The 17,747-nt window shown below is 71.2% G+C and carries 16 protein-coding genes; 9 read left to right on the forward strand and 7 right to left on the reverse strand.

Annotation, left to right across the window (positions count from 1 at the left end; all coding sequences use genetic code 11):
• From AB0J39_RS29130 to AB0J39_RS29160, 7 genes are all read left to right on the forward strand, one after another.
• Nucleotides 1–731 (forward strand): aminodeoxychorismate/anthranilate synthase component II (locus AB0J39_RS29130; RefSeq protein ID WP_363470313.1); only part of this gene is annotated, 731 nt, incomplete at its 5' end.
• A gap of 4 nt (nt 732–735) precedes the next feature.
• The gene (locus AB0J39_RS29135) at nt 736–1,077 is read left to right on the forward strand and encodes a hypothetical protein (protein WP_363470316.1); all 342 of its coding nucleotides are present in this window, start codon (nt 736–738) and stop codon (nt 1,075–1,077) included.
• Between the two features lie 142 nt (nt 1,078–1,219).
• Nucleotides 1,220–1,735, forward strand: coding sequence for a cupin domain-containing protein (locus AB0J39_RS29140; RefSeq protein ID WP_363470318.1), 516 nt, complete (start codon nt 1,220–1,222; stop codon nt 1,733–1,735).
• Nucleotides 1,736–1,784: 49 nt separating this feature from the next.
• Complete coding sequence (locus AB0J39_RS29145; protein WP_363470320.1) at nt 1,785–3,449, forward strand: FAD-binding oxidoreductase; 1,665 nt, start codon at nt 1,785–1,787, stop codon at nt 3,447–3,449.
• Between the two features lie 39 nt (nt 3,450–3,488).
• Nucleotides 3,489–4,937 (forward strand): MFS transporter, encoded by a 1,449-nt coding sequence (locus tag AB0J39_RS29150; protein ID WP_363470323.1) that lies wholly within the window; start codon nt 3,489–3,491, stop codon nt 4,935–4,937.
• Nucleotides 4,938–5,040: 103 nt separating this feature from the next.
• On the forward strand, nt 5,041–5,802 hold the full coding sequence (locus tag AB0J39_RS29155) for a glucose 1-dehydrogenase (protein WP_363470325.1): 762 nt from the start codon (nt 5,041–5,043) through the stop codon (nt 5,800–5,802).
• Nucleotides 5,803–5,865: 63 nt separating this feature from the next.
• A complete protein-coding gene (locus AB0J39_RS29160) occupies nt 5,866–7,047 on the forward strand; it encodes a 3-hydroxybenzoate 6-monooxygenase (protein ID WP_363470328.1) in 1,182 nt (393 codons plus the stop codon).
• A 50-nt stretch (nt 7,048–7,097) separates the two neighbouring features.
• Here AB0J39_RS29160 and AB0J39_RS29165 read toward each other — a convergent pair whose 3' ends face one another.
• The 7 genes from AB0J39_RS29165 to AB0J39_RS29195 are packed head-to-tail and all read right to left on the reverse strand — an operon-like array spanning nt 7,098 to nt 14,663.
• Nucleotides 7,098–8,027, reverse strand: coding sequence for a formylglycine-generating enzyme family protein (locus AB0J39_RS29165; RefSeq protein WP_363470331.1), 930 nt, complete (start codon nt 8,025–8,027; stop codon nt 7,098–7,100).
• Between the two features lie 2 nt (nt 8,028–8,029).
• Nucleotides 8,030–9,448, reverse strand: a complete 1,419-nt coding sequence (locus AB0J39_RS29170) for a sulfatase (RefSeq protein WP_363470334.1) — start codon at nt 9,446–9,448, stop codon at nt 8,030–8,032.
• Nucleotides 9,445–10,914, reverse strand: coding sequence for a sulfatase-like hydrolase/transferase (locus tag AB0J39_RS29175; protein WP_363470337.1), 1,470 nt, complete (start codon nt 10,912–10,914; stop codon nt 9,445–9,447). The genes AB0J39_RS29170 and AB0J39_RS29175 overlap by 4 nt, the downstream gene beginning before the upstream one ends.
• Nucleotides 10,911–11,909 carry an aliphatic sulfonate ABC transporter substrate-binding protein gene (locus tag AB0J39_RS29180; protein ID WP_363470340.1) on the reverse strand — a complete coding sequence of 333 codons (999 nt, stop codon included), beginning with the start codon at nt 11,907–11,909 and terminating at the stop codon, nt 10,911–10,913. The genes AB0J39_RS29175 and AB0J39_RS29180 overlap by 4 nt, the downstream gene beginning before the upstream one ends.
• Nucleotides 11,906–12,691, reverse strand: a complete 786-nt coding sequence (locus tag AB0J39_RS29185) for an ABC transporter ATP-binding protein (protein WP_363470343.1) — start codon at nt 12,689–12,691, stop codon at nt 11,906–11,908. The genes AB0J39_RS29180 and AB0J39_RS29185 overlap by 4 nt, the downstream gene beginning before the upstream one ends.
• Nucleotides 12,688–13,488 (reverse strand): ABC transporter permease, encoded by an 801-nt coding sequence (locus AB0J39_RS29190; protein WP_363470346.1) that lies wholly within the window; start codon nt 13,486–13,488, stop codon nt 12,688–12,690. The genes AB0J39_RS29185 and AB0J39_RS29190 overlap by 4 nt, the downstream gene beginning before the upstream one ends.
• The gene (locus tag AB0J39_RS29195) at nt 13,488–14,663 is read right to left on the reverse strand and encodes an ROK family transcriptional regulator (RefSeq protein ID WP_363470348.1); all 1,176 of its coding nucleotides are present in this window, start codon (nt 14,661–14,663) and stop codon (nt 13,488–13,490) included. The genes AB0J39_RS29190 and AB0J39_RS29195 overlap by 1 nt, the downstream gene beginning before the upstream one ends.
• Nucleotides 14,664–14,882: 219 nt before the next feature.
• Between AB0J39_RS29195 and AB0J39_RS29200 the strand changes: the two genes are divergently transcribed.
• Nucleotides 14,883–17,171, forward strand: coding sequence for a family 43 glycosylhydrolase (locus AB0J39_RS29200; protein WP_363470351.1), 2,289 nt, complete (start codon nt 14,883–14,885; stop codon nt 17,169–17,171).
• A 116-nt stretch (nt 17,172–17,287) separates the two neighbouring features.
• The gene (locus AB0J39_RS29205; protein WP_363470353.1) at nt 17,288–17,650 is read left to right on the forward strand and encodes a hypothetical protein; all 363 of its coding nucleotides are present in this window, start codon (nt 17,288–17,290) and stop codon (nt 17,648–17,650) included.
• Nucleotides 17,651–17,747 lie beyond the last annotated feature (97 nt).

Here is a 17,747-nt window from a genome sequence, read left to right on the forward strand (position 1 = left end):
CCGCGCTGGAGTCGCGGGCGGCCGGCGGCCTGCGCGGCGACCCACGGGTCCGCGAGGCGCTGGAACGGCGCAACGAGACGATCGCCGGCTTCTGGCTCGGCCGGGACGGCGGCCGCGACTACCGGGTGGCGGAGCTGGAGGGGCGCGACGTCCTGATCGTGGACGCCGAGGACACCTTCACCGCCATGATCGAGCAGCAGCTGCGGGCCCTCGGGCTGTCGGTGACGGTGCGCCGTTTCGACGAGCCGTACGACTTCGACGGGCACGACCTGGTGGTGATGGGCCCCGGGCCCGGCGATCCGCGTGACCTCGGCCACCCGAAGATCTCTCATCTGCGCGGCGCCGTACGGCGGCTGCTCGACGAGGAACGGCCCTTCCTCGCGGTCTGCCTGAGCCACCAGGTGCTCAGCATGCTGCTCGGCCTGCGGCTGGCCCGCAGGGAGAAGCCGAACCAGGGGGTGCAGAAGGAGATCGACCTGTTCGGCCGCCGGATGCGGGTGGGCTTCTACAACACCTACGCGGCGTACTGCGAGGACGACAAGCTGGAGCACCCGTATGCGCGTGGGGTGATCGAGGTGTGCCGGGACGCGGCGAGCGGCGAGGTCCACGCCCTGCGCGGGCCGCGGTTCCGGTCCCTGCAGTTCCACGCGGAGTCGGTGCTCACCGAGCACGGCCCGCGCATCCTGAGTGACATGCTCGCCTCGCTGCTCGGCGACGGCCTGAAGGGGTGACGCCGTGCACGTGGTGGTGGTGTGGTGGGACCTGAAGGACTCCACGCAGACCGTCGAGTCGCTGCGGGCGTACCTGCGGGACGAGGCGACGAAGACGTTCTCGGCCATGCCGGGGCTGCGTCTCAAGTTGTGGGTCTCCGACGAGGAGACCGGACGCTGGGGCGCGGTGCTGGTGTGGGAGTCGGCGGAGGCCGCGGCGGCGCCCCTGCCGGCCCGTGCCGCCGAGCTGATCGGTTACCCGCCCACGCAGCGTTCGAGTTTCACGGTCGAGGCGACCGTGGAAGGCCTGTACGACATCGCGGCCCTCGCGGGTCGCGGGGTGATTTACGAGAAGTATCACCGATAAGGAAATTAATTCCTTTCAATCCCCGTATATCCGATTCTGCCGACATGACGAAGTAGTGACGCGCGCATTGCCGCTGTTCGTTCCCTCATGCGAGGGTCCTGGTGGCAGAAACGCGCGCAGTCGAACCGGAATGGAGTGGAGCGTGACGATTCGACCGCACGGCCAGGCCCCCGCTCTCCCCGGCGCCGAAGCCGGGCCGCTGCCGGCGATCCTCCGGGAGCACGACGGCCACGCACGCCTGTGGGGCCGGGGGTCCTTGGTGACCACCAAGCTGACCGCGGAGGACACCCGCGGCGCCGTCGGAGTGACCCACTTCAGGGCGGTCCGGGGAGAACGCGCGCCTCGCCACATCCACACCCTCGAAGACGAGCTGTTCGTGATCACCGGCGGGACCCTGACGGTCTCCGCCGGTGACCGCAGCGAGGTCGTCGACGGAAGTGGCGTGCTCTTCCTGCCACGCGGAATTCCGCATTCGTACCAGGTGGAAAGCGACAGCGCGCAGTTCTTTGTGATCACTCTCCCCGGTGGATTCGAGCGCTTCTTCATGAACGCCGGATACCCCGTCGACGACAGGGCGCTCGTCGGCGACCGCTGGTCCGTGGCCCGGACGCGGGAGATGTCGGAAAGCCTCGGGCTCGGTCTCATCTGGTGCGAGTGACCGCGTAACGAATTCCCTTTCCACACCCCCGAACCTTGAGGGAAGACGCATGAGCGCGATCAATAGACGAAGTGTTCTCGCCGGCGCCGCGGCGCTGGCCGGCGCCGCCGCTCTGGACACGGCGGCCCCGGCCCGCGCCATCGCGGCCGGTTCGGCCGGCCGCGACGGCGCCTTCGGGCCCGTGACCGTCCTGCCCGGGGACCCCCGGTACGGCGACCTCGTCGTCGGCAACAACGCCCGGTGGGTGGGGCGTCCCGAGTCGGTGCGCATCGTCGGCACGACCGAGCAGGTCGTGCGCGCCGTCCAGGAGGCGGTGAGCCGGGGCAAGCGCGTCTCCGTGCGCGGCGGCGGCCACTGCTACGCGGACTTCGTCTTCAACCCCGACGTCCAGGTCGTCATCGACATGAGCGCGATGAACGCCGTGTACTACGACGAGAGCCGCAGGGCCTTCGCGGTGGAGGCGGGCGCCGTCCTCCTCGAGACGTACGAGACCCTGTACAAGGGCTGGGGCGTGACCATCCCCGGCGGCATGTGCTACTCGGTGGGGGTCGGCGGCCACATCAGCGGCGGCGGATACGGCATGCTCTCTCGCCGGCACGGCCTGACCGTCGACCACCTCTACGCCGTCGAGGTCGTGGTGGTCGACCGCAACGGCAGAGCCAGGAGCGTGGTCGCCACCCGTGAGCCCGGCGACCCGAACCGTGACCTGTGGTGGGCCCACACCGGCGGCGGGGGCGGCAACTTCGGCGTGATCACCCGGTACTGGTTCCGCTCCCCCGGCGCCACCGGCGGCGACCCCTCGGGCCTGCTGATCCGGCCGCCGAAGGAGGTCCTGGTGAGCGCGATCTCCCTGCCGTGGAGCGAGCTCGACCCGCAGGGGTTCACCGGCCTCGTCAAGGCGTTCGGCGGCTGGCACGAGCGCAACGGCGGAGCCGGGTCGCCGTACGCCGCCCTGTGCAGCTTCCTGATGATGAACCACCGGGCGAACGGCAGCGTCGGCCTGCTCACCCAGATCGACGCCACGGTGCCGAACGCGGCGAAGCTGCTGGACGACTACCTCCACGAGATCATCTCGGCCGTGGGCATCGAGGCGCGGCCGGTGACCGGCCCGGTCGGGGAGCACGGGCCCATGCCCGACTTCTTCACCCCCACGCGGCTGCCGTGGCTCACCTCGGTGCGGTTCCTCGGGACCAGCAACCCCACGCTGACCAACCCCACGTTGCGGGGCGCGCACAAGTCCGCCTACCTGCGTAAGAACTTCACCGACACGCAGATCGGCGCGATGTACCGCCACCTCACCCGCACCGACCACCAGAACCCGTCCTCGATGGTCGTGCTGCTCTCCTACGGCGGGAAGATCAACACCGTCGGTGCGGGGGACACCGCGGCCGCGCAGCGGAACTCCATCTTCAAGGGCCTGTTCCAGAGCTTCTGGTCGGACCCGGGCAAGGACGCGGAGAACATCGGCTGGACCCGCGACGTGTACGGCGAGGTCTTCGCGGCCACCGGCGGCTATCCGGTGCCGAACGAGGCGACCGACGGCTGCTACATCAACTACCCGGACGTCGACATCACCGATCCCGGGCAGAACAGGTCCGGCGTGCCGTGGCACACGCTCTACTACAAGGACAACTACCCTCGCCTCCAGCAGGTCAAGGCCGCGTACGACCCGCTGAACGTATTCCGTCACTCGCAGTCGATCAGGCTCCCGTAAACGCCCCTCACCGAGGGGATCAGAAAGGGGAATCGACCCGTGCAGCCGGACGTCACGCCCGAGACGGCCGTCACCGAGGTCGCGGCGCGGGACACGCCGCCCTCCCGCCCCGCCGCGGCGTTCACCATCCTCGCCTCCGTCCAGTTCACCCTGATCCTGGCGATGAGCGTGCTGTCCGTCGCGCTCCCCCAGCTCCAGCGCGAGTTCGGGCTGAGCCGCGGGGAGCTCGCGCTCGTGACCGCCGCGTACGGCATGTCCTTCAGCGGGCTGCTGCTCCTCGGCGGACGCCTGTCGGACATGTACGGCCGGCGTCGCGCCTTCGTCACCGGCACCGCGGTCTTCGGCGCCGGGTCGGCGGCCGCGGGGCTCGCGACGGGGATGTGGATGCTCCTCGCCGCGCGGTTCGTCCAGGGGGCCGGCGCCGCCCTCGCCGTGCCCGCGGCGATGGCGCTGGTCGGCTCCGTCTTCCCCGACCCCGTCCGGTATTCGCGGGCCCTCGCCCTGTGGGGCGGCCTGGCGGGGTTCGGCGGCACCACCGGCATCCTTCTGTCCGGAGTGGTGGCGTCCTGGGACTCCTGGCGCTGGGCGTTCGCGGCGCCGGTCGTGGTGGCGATCACGGCCGTCGTCGCGGCGCCCCGCGTGGTCCCTCCGGGACCCGCGCCGGAGAGGTCCCGCCTGGACGTCCTCGGCGCGGTCCTCGCGACGGCGGGGATCTCCGTGCTCGGCTACGGGCTCGTCGAGGCCCCGCAGCAGGGGTGGACGTCCCCGGTCACGTCGGCCTGCCTGGCCGCCGGGGTGCTCCTCCTGGTGCTGTTCGTCCGGACCGAGTCCCGTACGGCGCAGCCGCTCCTGCCGCTGTCGTTCGTGTCCTCGCCGCGCACGGCGGTGGCGCTGGTGGCGGTGTTCCTCGGGGCCGCGGGGATCACCACCATCTTCTTCATGCTCTCGCTGTACTTCCAGCAGGTGAGCGGCATGTCCGCGATCGGCGCCTCGCTGGCGTTCCTCCCGTTCGGCGTCGTGCTGGTCGCCACGGGCCTGTCGGCGGGCAGGCTGGTGCAGCGCTTTGGGTCCCGGGCGGTGACGGCGGGCGGCCTGCTCGTCGCGGCGGCCGGCCTCGCGCTGCTCGGCCGGATGGGAGAGGACACCGGATACCTGGGCGTCGTGTCCGCCGGGCTGCTGCTGTTCCCCGCCGGGGTCGCCTGCGTCTTCGCCGGCGCGACCGTCTCGGCGACCGCCGGCGTGCCCGCGCGTCAGGCCGGACTGGCCGGGGCGGTGGTGAACACCGCGCTGGAGGCCGGGCCCACGCTGGGCCTCGCCGTGCTGGTCACGCTGGCGTCCGCGCGCACGTCCGCCCTCACGGCCGAGGGAGCCGGGCAGGCGGCGGCCCTGGCCGGCGGGTTCGGGTTCGGGCTGGCCGTCGCGGCGGCCCTGTTCGCGGTCGCGGCGCCGGTCGCCGCGCTGCTGCTCCGCCCCGGCCGGCCGTCGTGAGGACGTCCCCGCAGGACACCTCCGGAGGAGGTCCCGGGAGGACAGCCCGGGAAACGCAGGAGCATCATCCGCAACAGCACGAAAAGATCAAGGAGTTCGAGAGATGACCGCACGATTCGCCGGCAAGGTCGCCCTGGTGACCGGGGCCGGATCCGGCATCGGCCGGGCCAGCGCCATGGCCTTCGCCCGCGAGGGCGCCGTCGTGGTGGTCGCGGGACGCCGGCAGGAGGCGCTCGACGAGACGGTGCGCCTCATCGCCGACGAGGGCGGCAAGGCCAGCGCCGTGACCGCCGACGTCTCCCAGCCCGAGGACGTCGCCCAGATGGTCGAGACGGCCGTCGAGCGGCACGGCGGCCTGCACGTCGCGCACAACAACGCGGGGGTCTTCCCCAGGCCCGCGCCCGTCGCGGACATCGGCCTCGACGTGTGGGACCAGGCCGTCGCGGTCAACCTGACCGGGATCATGCTGTCGCTGCAGTACGAGATCCGTTACATGCGCGAGCACGGTGGCGGCGTCATCGTCAACACGGCCTCCAACATCGGCTACCACGGACGCCGGCCCGGCATGGCCGCGTACGCCGCCACGAAGGCCGCGGTGAGCACGCTGACCCGGGTCGCCGCGCTGGACCACATCAAGGACGGCGTGCGGATCAACGCCGTCAGCCCCGGCGCCACCGACACCTCGATGTCGCTGCGGCCGGGGGAGACCGAGGCGGACCGCGCCGCGCGGCTGGCCACCACCGTGCCGCTCGGCAGGGTCGGGAAGAAGGACGAGGTCGTCGCGGCCGTGCTGTGGCTGGCTTCGGACGAGTCCGGCTTCGTCGTCGGCCAGGACCTCGTGGCCGACGGCGGCGTCACCTCCTGACCTCGGCCCGCGGAAGGGCCGTACCGACAGGGCCACCAGCGTCGTGTGGGAGAGGGGAACGTCATGGCAACGGTACTTGTCACAGGCGGCGGCATCGGCGGCCTCGCCGCCGCCGTGAGCATCGCCCGCCGGGGACACCACGTCACGGTCCTCGAACGCCGGGACACCTTCACGGAACTGGGAGCAGGCATCCAGCTCGCGCCGAACGCGTTTCACGCTCTCGACCGCCTGGGTGTCGGCGAGGCGGTGCGCGCTCTCGCGGTGTACGTCGACGAGCTCCGCTTCATGGACGGGACGACCGGCGAGCGGGTCGCCGCCATGCCGTTGGGCGAGGCCTACCGCCGCCGCTTCGGCAACCCGTACGCGGTGGTCCACCGGGCCGACCTGTACCAGCCGCTGGTCGACGCCTGCCGCGCGCACGACCGCGTCGAACTGCGTCCCGGCAGCTCGGTGCGGTCGTACGAGCAGGACGCCGCCTCGGTGACCGCGATCCTGGACAGCGGGGAGCGGCTGCGCGGCGACGCGCTGATCGGCGCGGACGGCATCAGGTCGACAGTGCGGGGCAGGCTCGTCGGCGACGGGGAGCCCCGGGTGTCGGGGCACACCATCTACCGGTCGGTCGTCCCGATGGAGCGGGTCCCCGAGAATCTGCGCTGGCACGCGGTGACGCTGTGGGCCGGGCCGAAGTGGCACTTCGTCCACTATCCGATCGGCAGCGGGAGGTACCTCAACCTCGCCGCCACCAGGGACGACGGCGCCGCGGAGGCCGTCGCCGGCGTCCCGGTCGAGACCGAACGGGTGCGGACGGAATTCTCCGGCCTGGCCCCCACCGCGAGGCGGCTTCTCGAGCTGGGCTCGGACTGGAAGTCGTGGGTCCTGTGCGATCGCGACCCCGTGGACCGCTGGGTCGACGGCAGGGTCGCCCTGCTGGGGGACGCGGCCCATCCGATGCTGCAATACGCCGCGCAGGGGGCGTGCATGGCGCTGGAGGACGCGGTGCTCCTCGGCGATCTGCTCGACTGCCCCGGCGACGACTTCCCGCAACGGCTGGAGAAGTACAACGCGGAGCGGCGCCAGCGTACGGCGAAGACGCAGTTCGTCTCCCGTGAGATGGGCACGCGGCTCTACCACCCCGCCGGCGCGCAGGCGCGGGCCAGGAACGCGATGCTGTCCTCCCTCTCGGTGGACGACCTGTACGACAAGGTGTCCTGGCTGCACGGCGCCACCCGGTTCGGCGCAGCGTGACGCACGCGGGCCTATCACACGGGCCTATCACACGGGCCTATCACGCGGGCCTATAGGGCCACGGTGCGGAAGCCGGCGTTGGCCATGGAGGAGTCGGGGGTGTTCGACGAGCGCGCCGAGTTGCGGTAGCGGTTGCAGTAGGAGTCGTGGCACAGGAACGAGCCGCCGCGCAGCACCCGCGTGGCGCCGCGCGACGGGCCGCGCGGGTCTTGCGAGGGCGAGTAGACGTAGTAGTCGGGGGCGTACCAGTCCGCGCACCACTCCCAGACGTTGCCGACCGTCTGCCACAGCCCGTACGCGTTGGGCTCGTACGTCCGCACCGGGGCGGTCGTCAGATGACCGTCGTCCAGGGTGTTCTCCGTGGGGAACACGCCCTGCCAGATGTTGACCCGCCACTCGTCGCCGGAAATGTCACCGTGCAGGTCGTCTCCCCACGGGTAGCGGGCGCCGTCGAGGCCGCCCCGGGAGGCGTACTCCCACTCGGCCTCGGTCGGCAGCCGTCTGCCCGCCCAGGAGCAGTACGCCATCGCGTCGTTCCAGCTCACGTGGACCACCGGGTGGTCGGGCTCGGCCTGCGACAGCCGGCCGGCGGGGTGCCGCCAGTCGGCGCCGCGCACGCCTGCCCACCAGGGCGTGCCGGGCGCGGGGCCCATCACGTCGTCCGGCTGGGCGCGCATCGCCAGGTGGAAGACGGCGGAGAAGCCGTACTCCTCCGCCTCCGTGCGGTAGCCCGTCGCCTCCGCGAAGGCCGCGAAGTCCGCGACCGTCACGGTCGTGGCGTCGATCGAGAACGGCGCCACGGTGACCGCGTGCACGGGCCCCTCGCCGTCGCCGGGGTTGCCGTCGCCGGTCGCGTCCCCCATGCGGAACTCGCCGCCGGGCAGGCGCACCTGCTCGATCCCGTGGAGCCCGTGCGCCGTGAAGCGGACGGGCTCCAGCGGCTGTCCCGGCGTGGCGGGCGTGCAGCAGCTCCCCGACATGATCAGACTCCCTTCGGCACCGGCTGGCCGGGATGCGGCTCGTCGCCGACCGCCGCCTGGGCGTGCCACATGCGGACCTTCATCTCCTCGCGGATCTCGCGGTAGGCCGGGTCGTCGTAGACGTTGCGCAGCTCCTCCGGGTCCGTCTTCAGGTCGTACAGCTCCCATTCGCCGGGATAGGTGAACGCGCCCGTGCCGGGGATGCCCATGCCGTCGTTGTAGAAGTAAATGATCTTGTAGCGATCGGTCCGGTAGCCGTAGTGGGCCGGCGCCTTGTGGAAGACGTCGTCGTGCTCCCAGTAGCGGTAGTACATGCCCTCCGCCGGCGGCGGGCCGGGCTCGCCGGTCAGGTCGGCGAGGAAGCTGCGGCCCTGCATCCGGGGGTGGTGCGCCACCCCGGCCGCGTCCAGCACGGTCTGCGCGAAGTCGACGTTGGTGACGATCCCGGTGTGCGCCTGGCCGGCCGGGATGCGCCGCGGATAGCTCAGCACGAGCGGCATCCGCAGCGACTCCTCGTACATGAACCGCTTGTCGAACCACCCGTGGTCGCCGAGGAAGAAGCCCTGGTCGGAGCAGTACATCAGCAGCGTGTCGTCGAAGTCGCCGCGCTCGCGCAGCCAGTCGACCACCCGGCCGACGTTGTCGTCGACCGACGCGACGACGGCCAGGTAGTCCTCCATGTAGCGCTGGTACTTCCACAGCGCCAGTTCCTCGTACGACAGCCCCTCGGGCGGGTCCTGCTTGAGGTCCTCGGCGTTCAGGTGCTCGGCGATCCGCATGGCCGCCCGCCGGGCCGACGACGAGCGCGTCGCGTAGTCGTCGCCGAACGTGGACGGGACAGGGATGGGGTCGGTGTACATCCCCGCGTGCCTGTCGTCGGGCTCCCACGGGCGGTGCGGCGCCTTGTGGTAGATCAGCAGGCAGTACGGATCGTCGCCGTCGAGCGAGTCCGCCCAGCTCAGCGCCATGTCCGTGATGAGATCGGTGGCGTAGCCGGGGACGGTCCGCAGGCCCTCCTCCGACAGGAACGAGGGGTCGAAGTACTCCCCCTGCTCGATCAGCACGTCCCAGTAGTCGAACCCCTGGGGGTTGTGCCCAGGGCCGTCCCCCATGTGCCACTTGCCGACGATCGCGGTGCGATACCCGGCGGCCTTCAGCTGGCTCACGAACGTCGGCTGGGACGCGTCGATCGGCGTGACCAGCGTCGACACGCCGTTGACATGCGAATACGTGCCGGTCAGGATGCTGGCCCGGCTCGGGGAGCACAGCGCGTTCGTCGCGAAGCAGTTGTCGAACCGGACGCCGAGGTCCGCGATCTCGTCGATCCGCGGCGTCCGGTTGACGACCGAGCCGTACGCGCCGACCGCGTGCGACGCGTGGTCGTCGGTCAGGATCATGACGATGTTCGGCCGCCGGCTCATCGGTAGGTCGCCTCGTCCAGCCCGCTCAGGGTGGGGTCGTACGACACCTCGCCGACGTCGTACATCGAGGTCATCCAGTGGTAGAAGTTGTCGCCCCGGTCGCGCAGCACCTGGTAGAGCCGCCGCATGAGCCGCCCGCGCACCTCCGCCATCTCGGGATGGTTGTAGACGTTGAGCAGCTCGTCCGGGTCGGTGAACAGGTCGTACAGCTCATTGGTCGAGTCGGGATTGACGACCAGCTTGTAGCGGTCGGTCCGGATCATCCGCTGCGGGTACGGGAAGTGGTGCCCGTGGAACTCGCAGACGATGTCCTGCTCCCACGGCACCTCATGGGTGGAGGCGAGCGGCACCAGGCTGCGCGAGTCGACCGCCGGGGCGGACTCGATCCCGGCCAGGTCCAGGATCGTCGCCGTGCAGTCCAGCAGGCTGACGAACTCGGTGCGGACGACCCCGGGCTCCTGGCCGGGGATCCGCAGCAGGCCGGGCGTGCGGTAGATGTCCTCGTACATCGCCGGGCCCTTGTCGTGCAGCCGGTGGGCGCCGGTGAACTCGCCGTGGTCGCAGGTGAAGAACACCGCCGTGTCGTCGTTCAGGCCGAGGCGCCGCATGGCGTCCATGACCCGGCCGATCTCCATGTCGATGAGCGCGACGTAGCCCCAGTAGACCGCGATGAGCTTGCGCGTCACCTCCAGCGGCATGGTGTCGAACGTCCAGTGCGCGCTGTAGTTGGCCTGCACCGGCGGCTTGCCGGCGAAGGTCTCGGCGATCGACTTGGGCAGCTCGACCAGCTCGGGGTCGAACATGTCGAAGTACTCGTCCGGCACGATGTACGGCAGGTGCGGGCCGAAGAAGTTGAGCTGCAGGAAGAACGGCTTCGGGTCGGCGGCGTACCGCTCCAGCATCTCGATCGCCCGGGTGGCGAGGTAGTGCTCGAACGTCGCCTCGACCGGCTGGCGCAGCCGCGCGGCGAGCAGGTTGCCCGGCCCGCCGTTCGGCAACGTCCCGCGGATGCGGTCGTGGATCTCGTACGGCGGCAGGTCGTTGGCCTTGAGATAGTCCAGGTAGTCGGGGTGGTCCACGGGGTTGTGCCACCCCGGCAGGTCCGGCCCGTCGAACCCGAAGTCGGCCGCCCGCCGGTGGTGGCCGACGTGCCACTTGCCGATGAGCCCGCAGTTGTATCCCGCGCCGCGCAGGGCCTCCGAGAACGACCACTGGCCGTCCGGCAGGTCCTCGATGTAGCCGACGTTCCTCTCGTGGTTGGCGAGCAGCTTGTGCCGGAACGGCGCCTGCCCGGTGAGCAGGCTCGCCCGGGCCGGCGTGCAGATCGCGGTGGGGGTGTACCAGCGGTCGAACCTGGTCCCGGTCCGGGCCAGCTCGTCCAGCACCGGGGTGGCCGCGAGGCGGTTGCCGTACGCGCCCAGGGTGTCGGCCCGGTGCTGGTCGGTCATCAGGAACAGAATGTTCACTTGGCCGCGCCCGTGAACAGGTCGCCGGTGTAGTACGTCTTCGGGTCGACGGCCGAGGGCAGCTTGCCCGCGCCGACGAAGTAGTCGCCCATCCCGCTCAGCCACTTCTCGATGGTGCCGTCCTTGCTGTAGCCGTCCAGGTCGGCGAGCGACAGCACCTTGGAGTTGGCGGCGTCGGCCTTGACCTGGTCGGCCGGGAGCTTCAGCATCTCGGCGGTCGCGGCCACGGTCTCGTCGAGGTGCTCGCTGCGGTACTGGATGGCGTCGCGCAGCACCCCGATGACCTTCTCGGTCTTGTCCTTCTCGCCCGCGACGACGTCGTTGCCGCCGACGAACGCGGTCGGGAACGACACCGTGTCGGCGAAGTCCTCGTTCTTGGCCAGCTCGACCAGGTCGGGGACGGTCTTCTTGATCGTCGAGATGGCCGGGTACCAGAAGCCGGCCGCGTCGATCTGCTTGGAGGTGAACGCCGACACGATCGTGGACGCGTCCATCGGGACGATCTTCACGTCGTCCTTGGTCAGCCCGGCCTTCTTCAGCGCGAGCGTGAGGATCATGTCGCCGGAGGTGCCCTCGGGCACGCCGATCGTCTTGCCCTTCAGGCCCGCCAGGGACGTGATGCCGGCCTGGGCGATGACGCGGTCGGCGTTGCCGAGCGTGTTCAGCGCGATGACCTTGGCCTTGCCGGAGGCGGGCAGCCACATGGCGCCGGGGCCGATGTAGCCGAAGTCGAGGTCGCCGGTGCCCAGCGCCTGGATCTGCAGCGGGCCGTTGGTGAACACGCTGACCTTGGCGTCGAGGCCGTGCTTCTTCCACAGGCCCTGCTTGTCGGCGACGGCGAGCAGGCTCGCGCCGTTGAAGTCGGCGATGTAGCCGAAGTCCACGTGCGTCGTGCCGCCGCCCGAGGCGCTCGAGCCGCCGGAGTCGTCCGACCCGCAGGCGGCCGCCGACAGCGCCACGACGACCGCCGCGGCGGCCAGGAATGTCTTCTTCATTGCGCGGGCTCCTTGATCTGCCGCTGGTGGTACACCGCATGCCAGACGCGGTTGCGCAGCGCCCCGAACTCGGGGCTCAGCCGCATGTCCTCGTCCCGCGGATAGGGGAGGTCGACCTCGATGACCTCGGCGATCCGGCCCGGCCGGGCGGCCATGACGACCACCCGGTTGGCGAGGAACACCGCCTCGTCGACGTCATGGGTGATGAACATGACCGTCCGCCGCTCCTTGCTCCAGGTCTCCAGGAGCTGCTCCTGCAGACGCACCCGGGTCAGCGCGTCCAGGGCGCCGAAGGGCTCGTCCATGAGCAGGATCGACGGGTTCACCGCGTACGCCCGGGCGATCGCGCAGCGCTGCTTCATGCCGCCCGACAGCGTCTTGGGCAGCGCGTCGGCGAACTGCTCCAGCCCGACCAGGCGGATGAAGTGCTCGGCGCGCTCCCGCCGCTCCTGCTTGGGGACCTTCGCGGTGCGCATGCCGAACTCGACGTTCTCCCGGACGGTCAGCCACGGGAACAACGCGTACTGCTGGAAGATGACGCCGCGCTCGGGGCCGGGGCCGGTGACCGGCCTGCCGTCCACCAGCGCGGTGCCGCCGGTGGGCTGCTCCAGCCCGGCGAGGATGTTGAGCAGCGTGCTCTTGCCGCAGCCGGAGGGGCCGACGACGGTCACGAACTCGTTGTCGGCGATGTCCAGCGAGACGCCGCCGAGCGCGACGAACGGCTCCTTGCCGACGGGGAAGACCTTCTCGACGTCGCGTACGGAGATCTTGGGAGTGCTCATCGGTTCTCCTGCCAGGCCGTCAGCTTGTTGCCGGCGATCATGAGCAGCCGGTCCATGATCAGGCCGAGGACCCCGATCGCGATGATGCCGACGAAGATCGTCGGAAGGTCGTAGTAGAGCTGCGCGCTCTGCATGCGGTGACCGAGCCCGGCCTGCGCGGCCAGGAGCTCCGCGGCCACCAGCGTGCCCCAGGCCGAGCCGAGCCCGACCCGCATGCCCACGAGGATGAACGGCGTGGAGGCCGGAACCACGACGCGGCCGAAGATGGTCCCGTCGCCCGCGCCGAGCACCCGCGCGGCGTTGATCAGCGTCCTGTCCACGTTCACCACGCCCTGGTAGGTCGAGATGACGCAGGACAGGAACGCCGCCAGGAAGATGACGAAGATCTTCGGACTCTCCCCGATGCCCATCAGGACGAGCACCAGGGGCAGCATCGCCAGCGGCGGGATCGTGCGGAAGAACTGGATCCACGGCTCGAACAGGCCGCGGGCCACGGTGTACCACCCCATGACGAACCCGACGATCACCGCCGCGATCGAGCCGAGGGCGAACCCGGCCAGCACGCGCCCGAGCGAGGCGCCCACGTCGGTGGCGAGCGTGCCGTCCCCGATCATCTTCCAGGCGGCCGAGACGACCTCGCCCGGAGTGGGGAACTGGAGTCCCGCCAGGGACAGCCCCCACCAGATCGCGATCCCGGCCACGATCGAGATGATGTTGAGGACCAGGAAGGTCCTGTTCTTGCGCGGCCGGGCGGGGGCGTTGCCGTCCCTCGTGGCGCCCGCGGTGGTCACGGCCACTATCGGCCTCCGTCCGTCGTGACGTTCGCTTCGTATCCGGCGAGCAGGGGGGACTCGTGGAACAGGGCCGCGATGGCCCCGCGCGCGCCGCCGTCGTCCGACAGCAGGGCGGGGCGGATCACGGGCGCCGCGTCGGTCCACCACGACAGCTCGTAGGTGACCGTGTCCACGACCTGCCGCAGCAGGGCCGGAGCGATCTGGATGATCTCGCCGCCGAGCACGATCTCGTCCGGGTTGAGGGTCATGACCGCCGTGCCGAGCACCCGGCCGACCGCCGTGCCGGCCTCGCGGAGCACCTGGTCGACGACCGGGTGGGCGATGTCCACCGCGGCCTTAAGGTCGTCCAGCGTGTCCACGGGCACGCCGAGCTCCCGGCACCGCGCGAGGATCGCCGGCGCCGACGCGACGGTCTCCACGCAGCCGCGCTTGCCGCAGCGGCACTGCGCGCCGCCGACCACGGCGGTCACGTGGCCGAGCTCGCCCGCGAAGCCCCGCGAGCCGCGCACCAGCTGGCCGCCCACCACCAGCCCGCCGCCGACCCCGTCGGACAGGCGCAGGTAGATGAGATCGCGTACGGAGTCGGACTGGGCGTGCAGCGCCTCGGCCAGCCCGGCGAAGCGCACGTTGTTGTCGACGGTCACCGCGGCGTGGAAGCGCTGGGCGAACACCTCCGCGACGCCGTCGGCCCGGGATCGGTCGCCCCACCCCGGCACGCCGATGCCGATCGCCTGCAGCGCGCCGTAGTGGACGCCGGTCTCCGCGCTCAGCCGGTCGATCAGGGCGAGCCCGGCGTCGAGGCGCTCGGGCCACTGCGCCGACTCCTCGTAACGCGCGGTCCCGGACGCGATGATCTCGTGCGCGGCGTCGGCCACCAGGACGTTCACCCGGCGATGACCGAAGTCGACGCCCATGTACTGCCCGGAGGCCGGGTCCAGCGCGAGCCGCTCGGCCGGCCGGCCGCTGCCCACGCGCTCCACAGCATCGGTGTCGACGACGCGGATGGCGCCCCGGCCGAGCAGATCACTGGTGATCTCGCTGACCGTGGTGCGTGACAGACCGACCCGGGCCGCGATCTCGTTACGGCTCTGCGCGCCGTTCTGGCGGAGCACGCGCAGCACCCGCTCCTCATGGGAGCGGCGCACGAGTGCGTGCACGCCGTTGGGGGTCGTTGACACGCTGGCAACCTAAGGTTCGTCTGTTTTTTACGTCAACCATCCGGCAAAAAGAATCGGTAGATTCGTCCGGGATCCTGATGAAACCTCTGACCAGCATGGACACCCCCCGACAAGCTCTCAGGCATCCTGCCGCATCCGCCGGCGCCTCCTGTGACAGTTGGGACGCATGATTTCGACGGCGTCTCGACGGAAGAATTCGGCCTGTCTACGGTGCTCGCCGTGAGACAACTGGTGATCGGAGCCTTACTCCTCGCGTCCACCGTGGTCACGTCGCCGCCCGCACACGCGGCAGCAGTGCCGGCGACCGGCCCCACCTCCTCCACCCCCGCCACCTACTCCAACCCGGTCAGCGGCGACGCCGTGCAGACCTTCCCCGACCCCGCGATGATCCGGGGCAAGGACGGCCTCTGGTACGCGTACGGCACCACGAACCCGATCGACGGGAAGAACGAGCACATCCTGCCGACGCTCAAGTCGGCCGACATGGTCCACTGGACGTACGCCGGGGACGTCTACACCGGGGAGAACCACCCCTCGTGGTGGCCGAACGGCGCCCGTCCCTGGGCGCCGGACATCCGGTACGTCGACGGGACCTACCACCTGACGTACTCGCTCTCCACGAGCGGTGTAGGGCTCGCGACCAGCCCGCACCCGACCGGGCCGTGGACCGACCGCGGCCGGATCGTCCCGGCGGGCGGCAGCGGCTGCCCGACCAACAACATCGACCAGGCCGTCTACACCGACGTGACCGGCGACAACTACCTCTACTGGGGCAGCTACGACACGATCTGCGTCGCGACGATGAACGCCGACGCGACCGAGGTCACCGGCGAGGTCAGGCAGATCGCCCGCGGGCGCCGCATGGAGGGCGCCTTCGTCGTCCGCCGCGACGACTGGTACTACCTCTTCTACTCCGACGCCGGATGCTGCGACGGCGCGTTCAGCGGCTACACCGTCAAGGTCGGCCGCTCCGACAACCCGTTCGGGCCGTTCACCACCCCGACCGGCGTCGACCTCATGGAGCCGACCAGCAAGGACGGCATCGTCCTCGCGGCCAACGGCAACGGCTGGGTGGGCCCGGGCCACAACGCCATCCAGACCGACCTCAGCGGCCAGGACTGGCTCGTCTACCACGCGATCCCGTCGTCGGCCCCCGAGTTCGGGCCGGTCACGACGACCTGGGGCACGACGATCGGCAACCTGGCCCGCAGACCGCTGATGATCGACCGGCTCGACTGGATCGACGGCTGGCCGGTCGTCCGGGCCGGGGCCGGGCCGTCCACGGGCGAGCAGCCGGCGCCGGTCACCACGTGGAGTGTGGGCAGCACGTTCAACTCCGGTACGGACGGGTGGAAGGGGCCGTGGAAGCCCGCCTCCGACCCCGACTCGCTCGGCTACCTCACCGGCAAGGGCTCGACCAGCGAGCTCAGCGACGAGGCCGTCCACGGCGACGTGCGGGTGGAGGCCGACCTGCGGCTGGGCGAGGGCGGCACCGCCGCCGGGCTCGTCGTTACCCGCGAGAACGGCGCGAGGAACATCACCGCGTGGCTCGACCGCGAGCAGGGCGCGCTCGTGGTGACGACCAAGGCGAACGGGAAGACCACGACGGCCTCCAGCCCGTTGCCGGCCTCGTTCGACTACGGCTCCTGGCACAACGTGTCCGCCGAGCGGCGCGGTAACGCGCTGGTCGTGACGGTGTCGGCCGACCGGCTCGGGGACCCGCTGGCGACGGTCGCCACGACGCTGCCCGACGGCGCGCCCACCTCCGGCGCCATCGGCGTGACCACACGCGGCGCCGCCGACGCCGACAACGTGGGCGCGGCTCCGCTGTACACGCCGGTGACCGAGCGGGTGCCCGACCCCGTCCTGGGCAGCCGGCTCACGGCGTACTCCGACGAGTTCGACGGCACGGGCACGCCCACCGGCTGGGCGCGGGTCCGCAACCCGTCGGCCACCCTGTCGAACGGCTCCCTGGTCTGGCCGACCCAGAACGCCGAGCTGTTCCAGGGCAACAACACCGCGTCGATCCTGCTGCGCGACGCGCCGCAGGGTGACTTCGCCGTGGAGACGAAGCTCACCTTCGACGGCACGCGCGGCAACCAGCAGGCCGGCCTGCTGCTGTACGAGAACGACGACCGGTGGCTCAAGCTGACGCACACGGTCCTGCCCCTCAACCTGGGCAACGGCGCGGTGCTGCACCAGACCGAGTTCGGCAAGGAGGGCCCGCGCCCGGGCACCACCCCGCCCACCGCGGTCGCCAACGGGCCGATGTTCGGCGGCCCGGCCGCGCGGACCACCTGGCTGCGGCTGCTCTACCACTACGACGAGGAGAACGGCGAGCACGACGTCCGGATGGCGTCGAGCACCGACGGCACCCACTGGATCTGGGGCGGCAGCTGGTCGCTCCCACGCACCGGGCCGGTGCGGATCGGCCTGGTCTCGATGAACACGGCGGGCGCCACGGCCACGTTCGACTACCTGCGGACGTACGAGGTGACCAGCCGATGACCGGCGACCGGCCGCCCCTTCGCGCGAGGGGCGGCCGGTCAAGTCGCGGGCAAGGATCCGGCCCGGTTTCCGCCGGGGCCGGGACGCGGGCCCGCCGGCGGGGTAGAGGCACGTCGATGCCGATCATCCACGCCCTCACGCGATCCCCTGACCGCCTGCCGCGACGGCCCGCGCCGGTCGTGGCCGCGCTCGCCGCCGTACTGGCCCTCGCACCGGTGAACGCGCAGGCGGCGGTGGCCGGAGACGGCAACGGGAACCGCTCTGCCGTACGCGTGGGCAACGGCTCGGCCAACCGGACCATGGTGGCGATCGGCAGCACCCGGCTGCGCGGCCTCCTCCACCAGCTCTCGACGGGAGTGGGCGGGGTGAGCAGCGTGCAGGGCGGCCTGTGCAGGCAGCGCGCCCGCTCATGCGCGCTGTCGCAGGATATCCGCGCCCGAAGCGCCGACTCCGGGGGCCGCCGGGCGGCGGCCCGCTGATGCGCGCCGGTCTCGCCCTGGCAGCGGTCACGATCGCGGCGGCGGGCCTCGTCGCGGCGCGGCCTCCCGCCGCCGGCCTCGCGGCGTTCTCACGTAG

Source organism: Microbispora sp. NPDC049633 (assembly GCF_040675265.1).
GTDB lineage: Bacteria > Actinomycetota > Actinomycetes > Streptosporangiales > Streptosporangiaceae > Microbispora > Microbispora maris.

Excerpts from the sequence above, each read along its gene's own strand:
- AB0J39_RS29145 (WP_363470320.1), top strand. The coding sequence starts at position 1,785 with ATGAGCGCGATCAATAGACGAAGTGTTCTCGCCGGCGCCGCGGCGCTG.
- AB0J39_RS29155 (WP_363470325.1), top strand. The coding sequence starts at position 5,041 with ATGACCGCACGATTCGCCGGCAAGGTCGCCCTGGTGACCGGGGCCGGA.
- AB0J39_RS29160 (WP_363470328.1), top strand. The coding sequence starts at position 5,866 with ATGGCAACGGTACTTGTCACAGGCGGCGGCATCGGCGGCCTCGCCGCC.
- AB0J39_RS29165 (WP_363470331.1), bottom strand. The coding sequence starts at position 8,027 with ATGTCGGGGAGCTGCTGCACGCCCGCCACGCCGGGACAGCCGCTGGAG.
- AB0J39_RS29170 (WP_363470334.1), bottom strand. The coding sequence starts at position 9,448 with ATGAGCCGGCGGCCGAACATCGTCATGATCCTGACCGACGACCACGCG.
- AB0J39_RS29180 (WP_363470340.1), bottom strand. The coding sequence starts at position 11,909 with ATGAAGAAGACATTCCTGGCCGCCGCGGCGGTCGTCGTGGCGCTGTCG.
- AB0J39_RS29185 (WP_363470343.1), bottom strand. The coding sequence starts at position 12,691 with ATGAGCACTCCCAAGATCTCCGTACGCGACGTCGAGAAGGTCTTCCCC.
- AB0J39_RS29205 (WP_363470353.1), top strand. The coding sequence starts at position 17,288 with ATGCCGATCATCCACGCCCTCACGCGATCCCCTGACCGCCTGCCGCGA.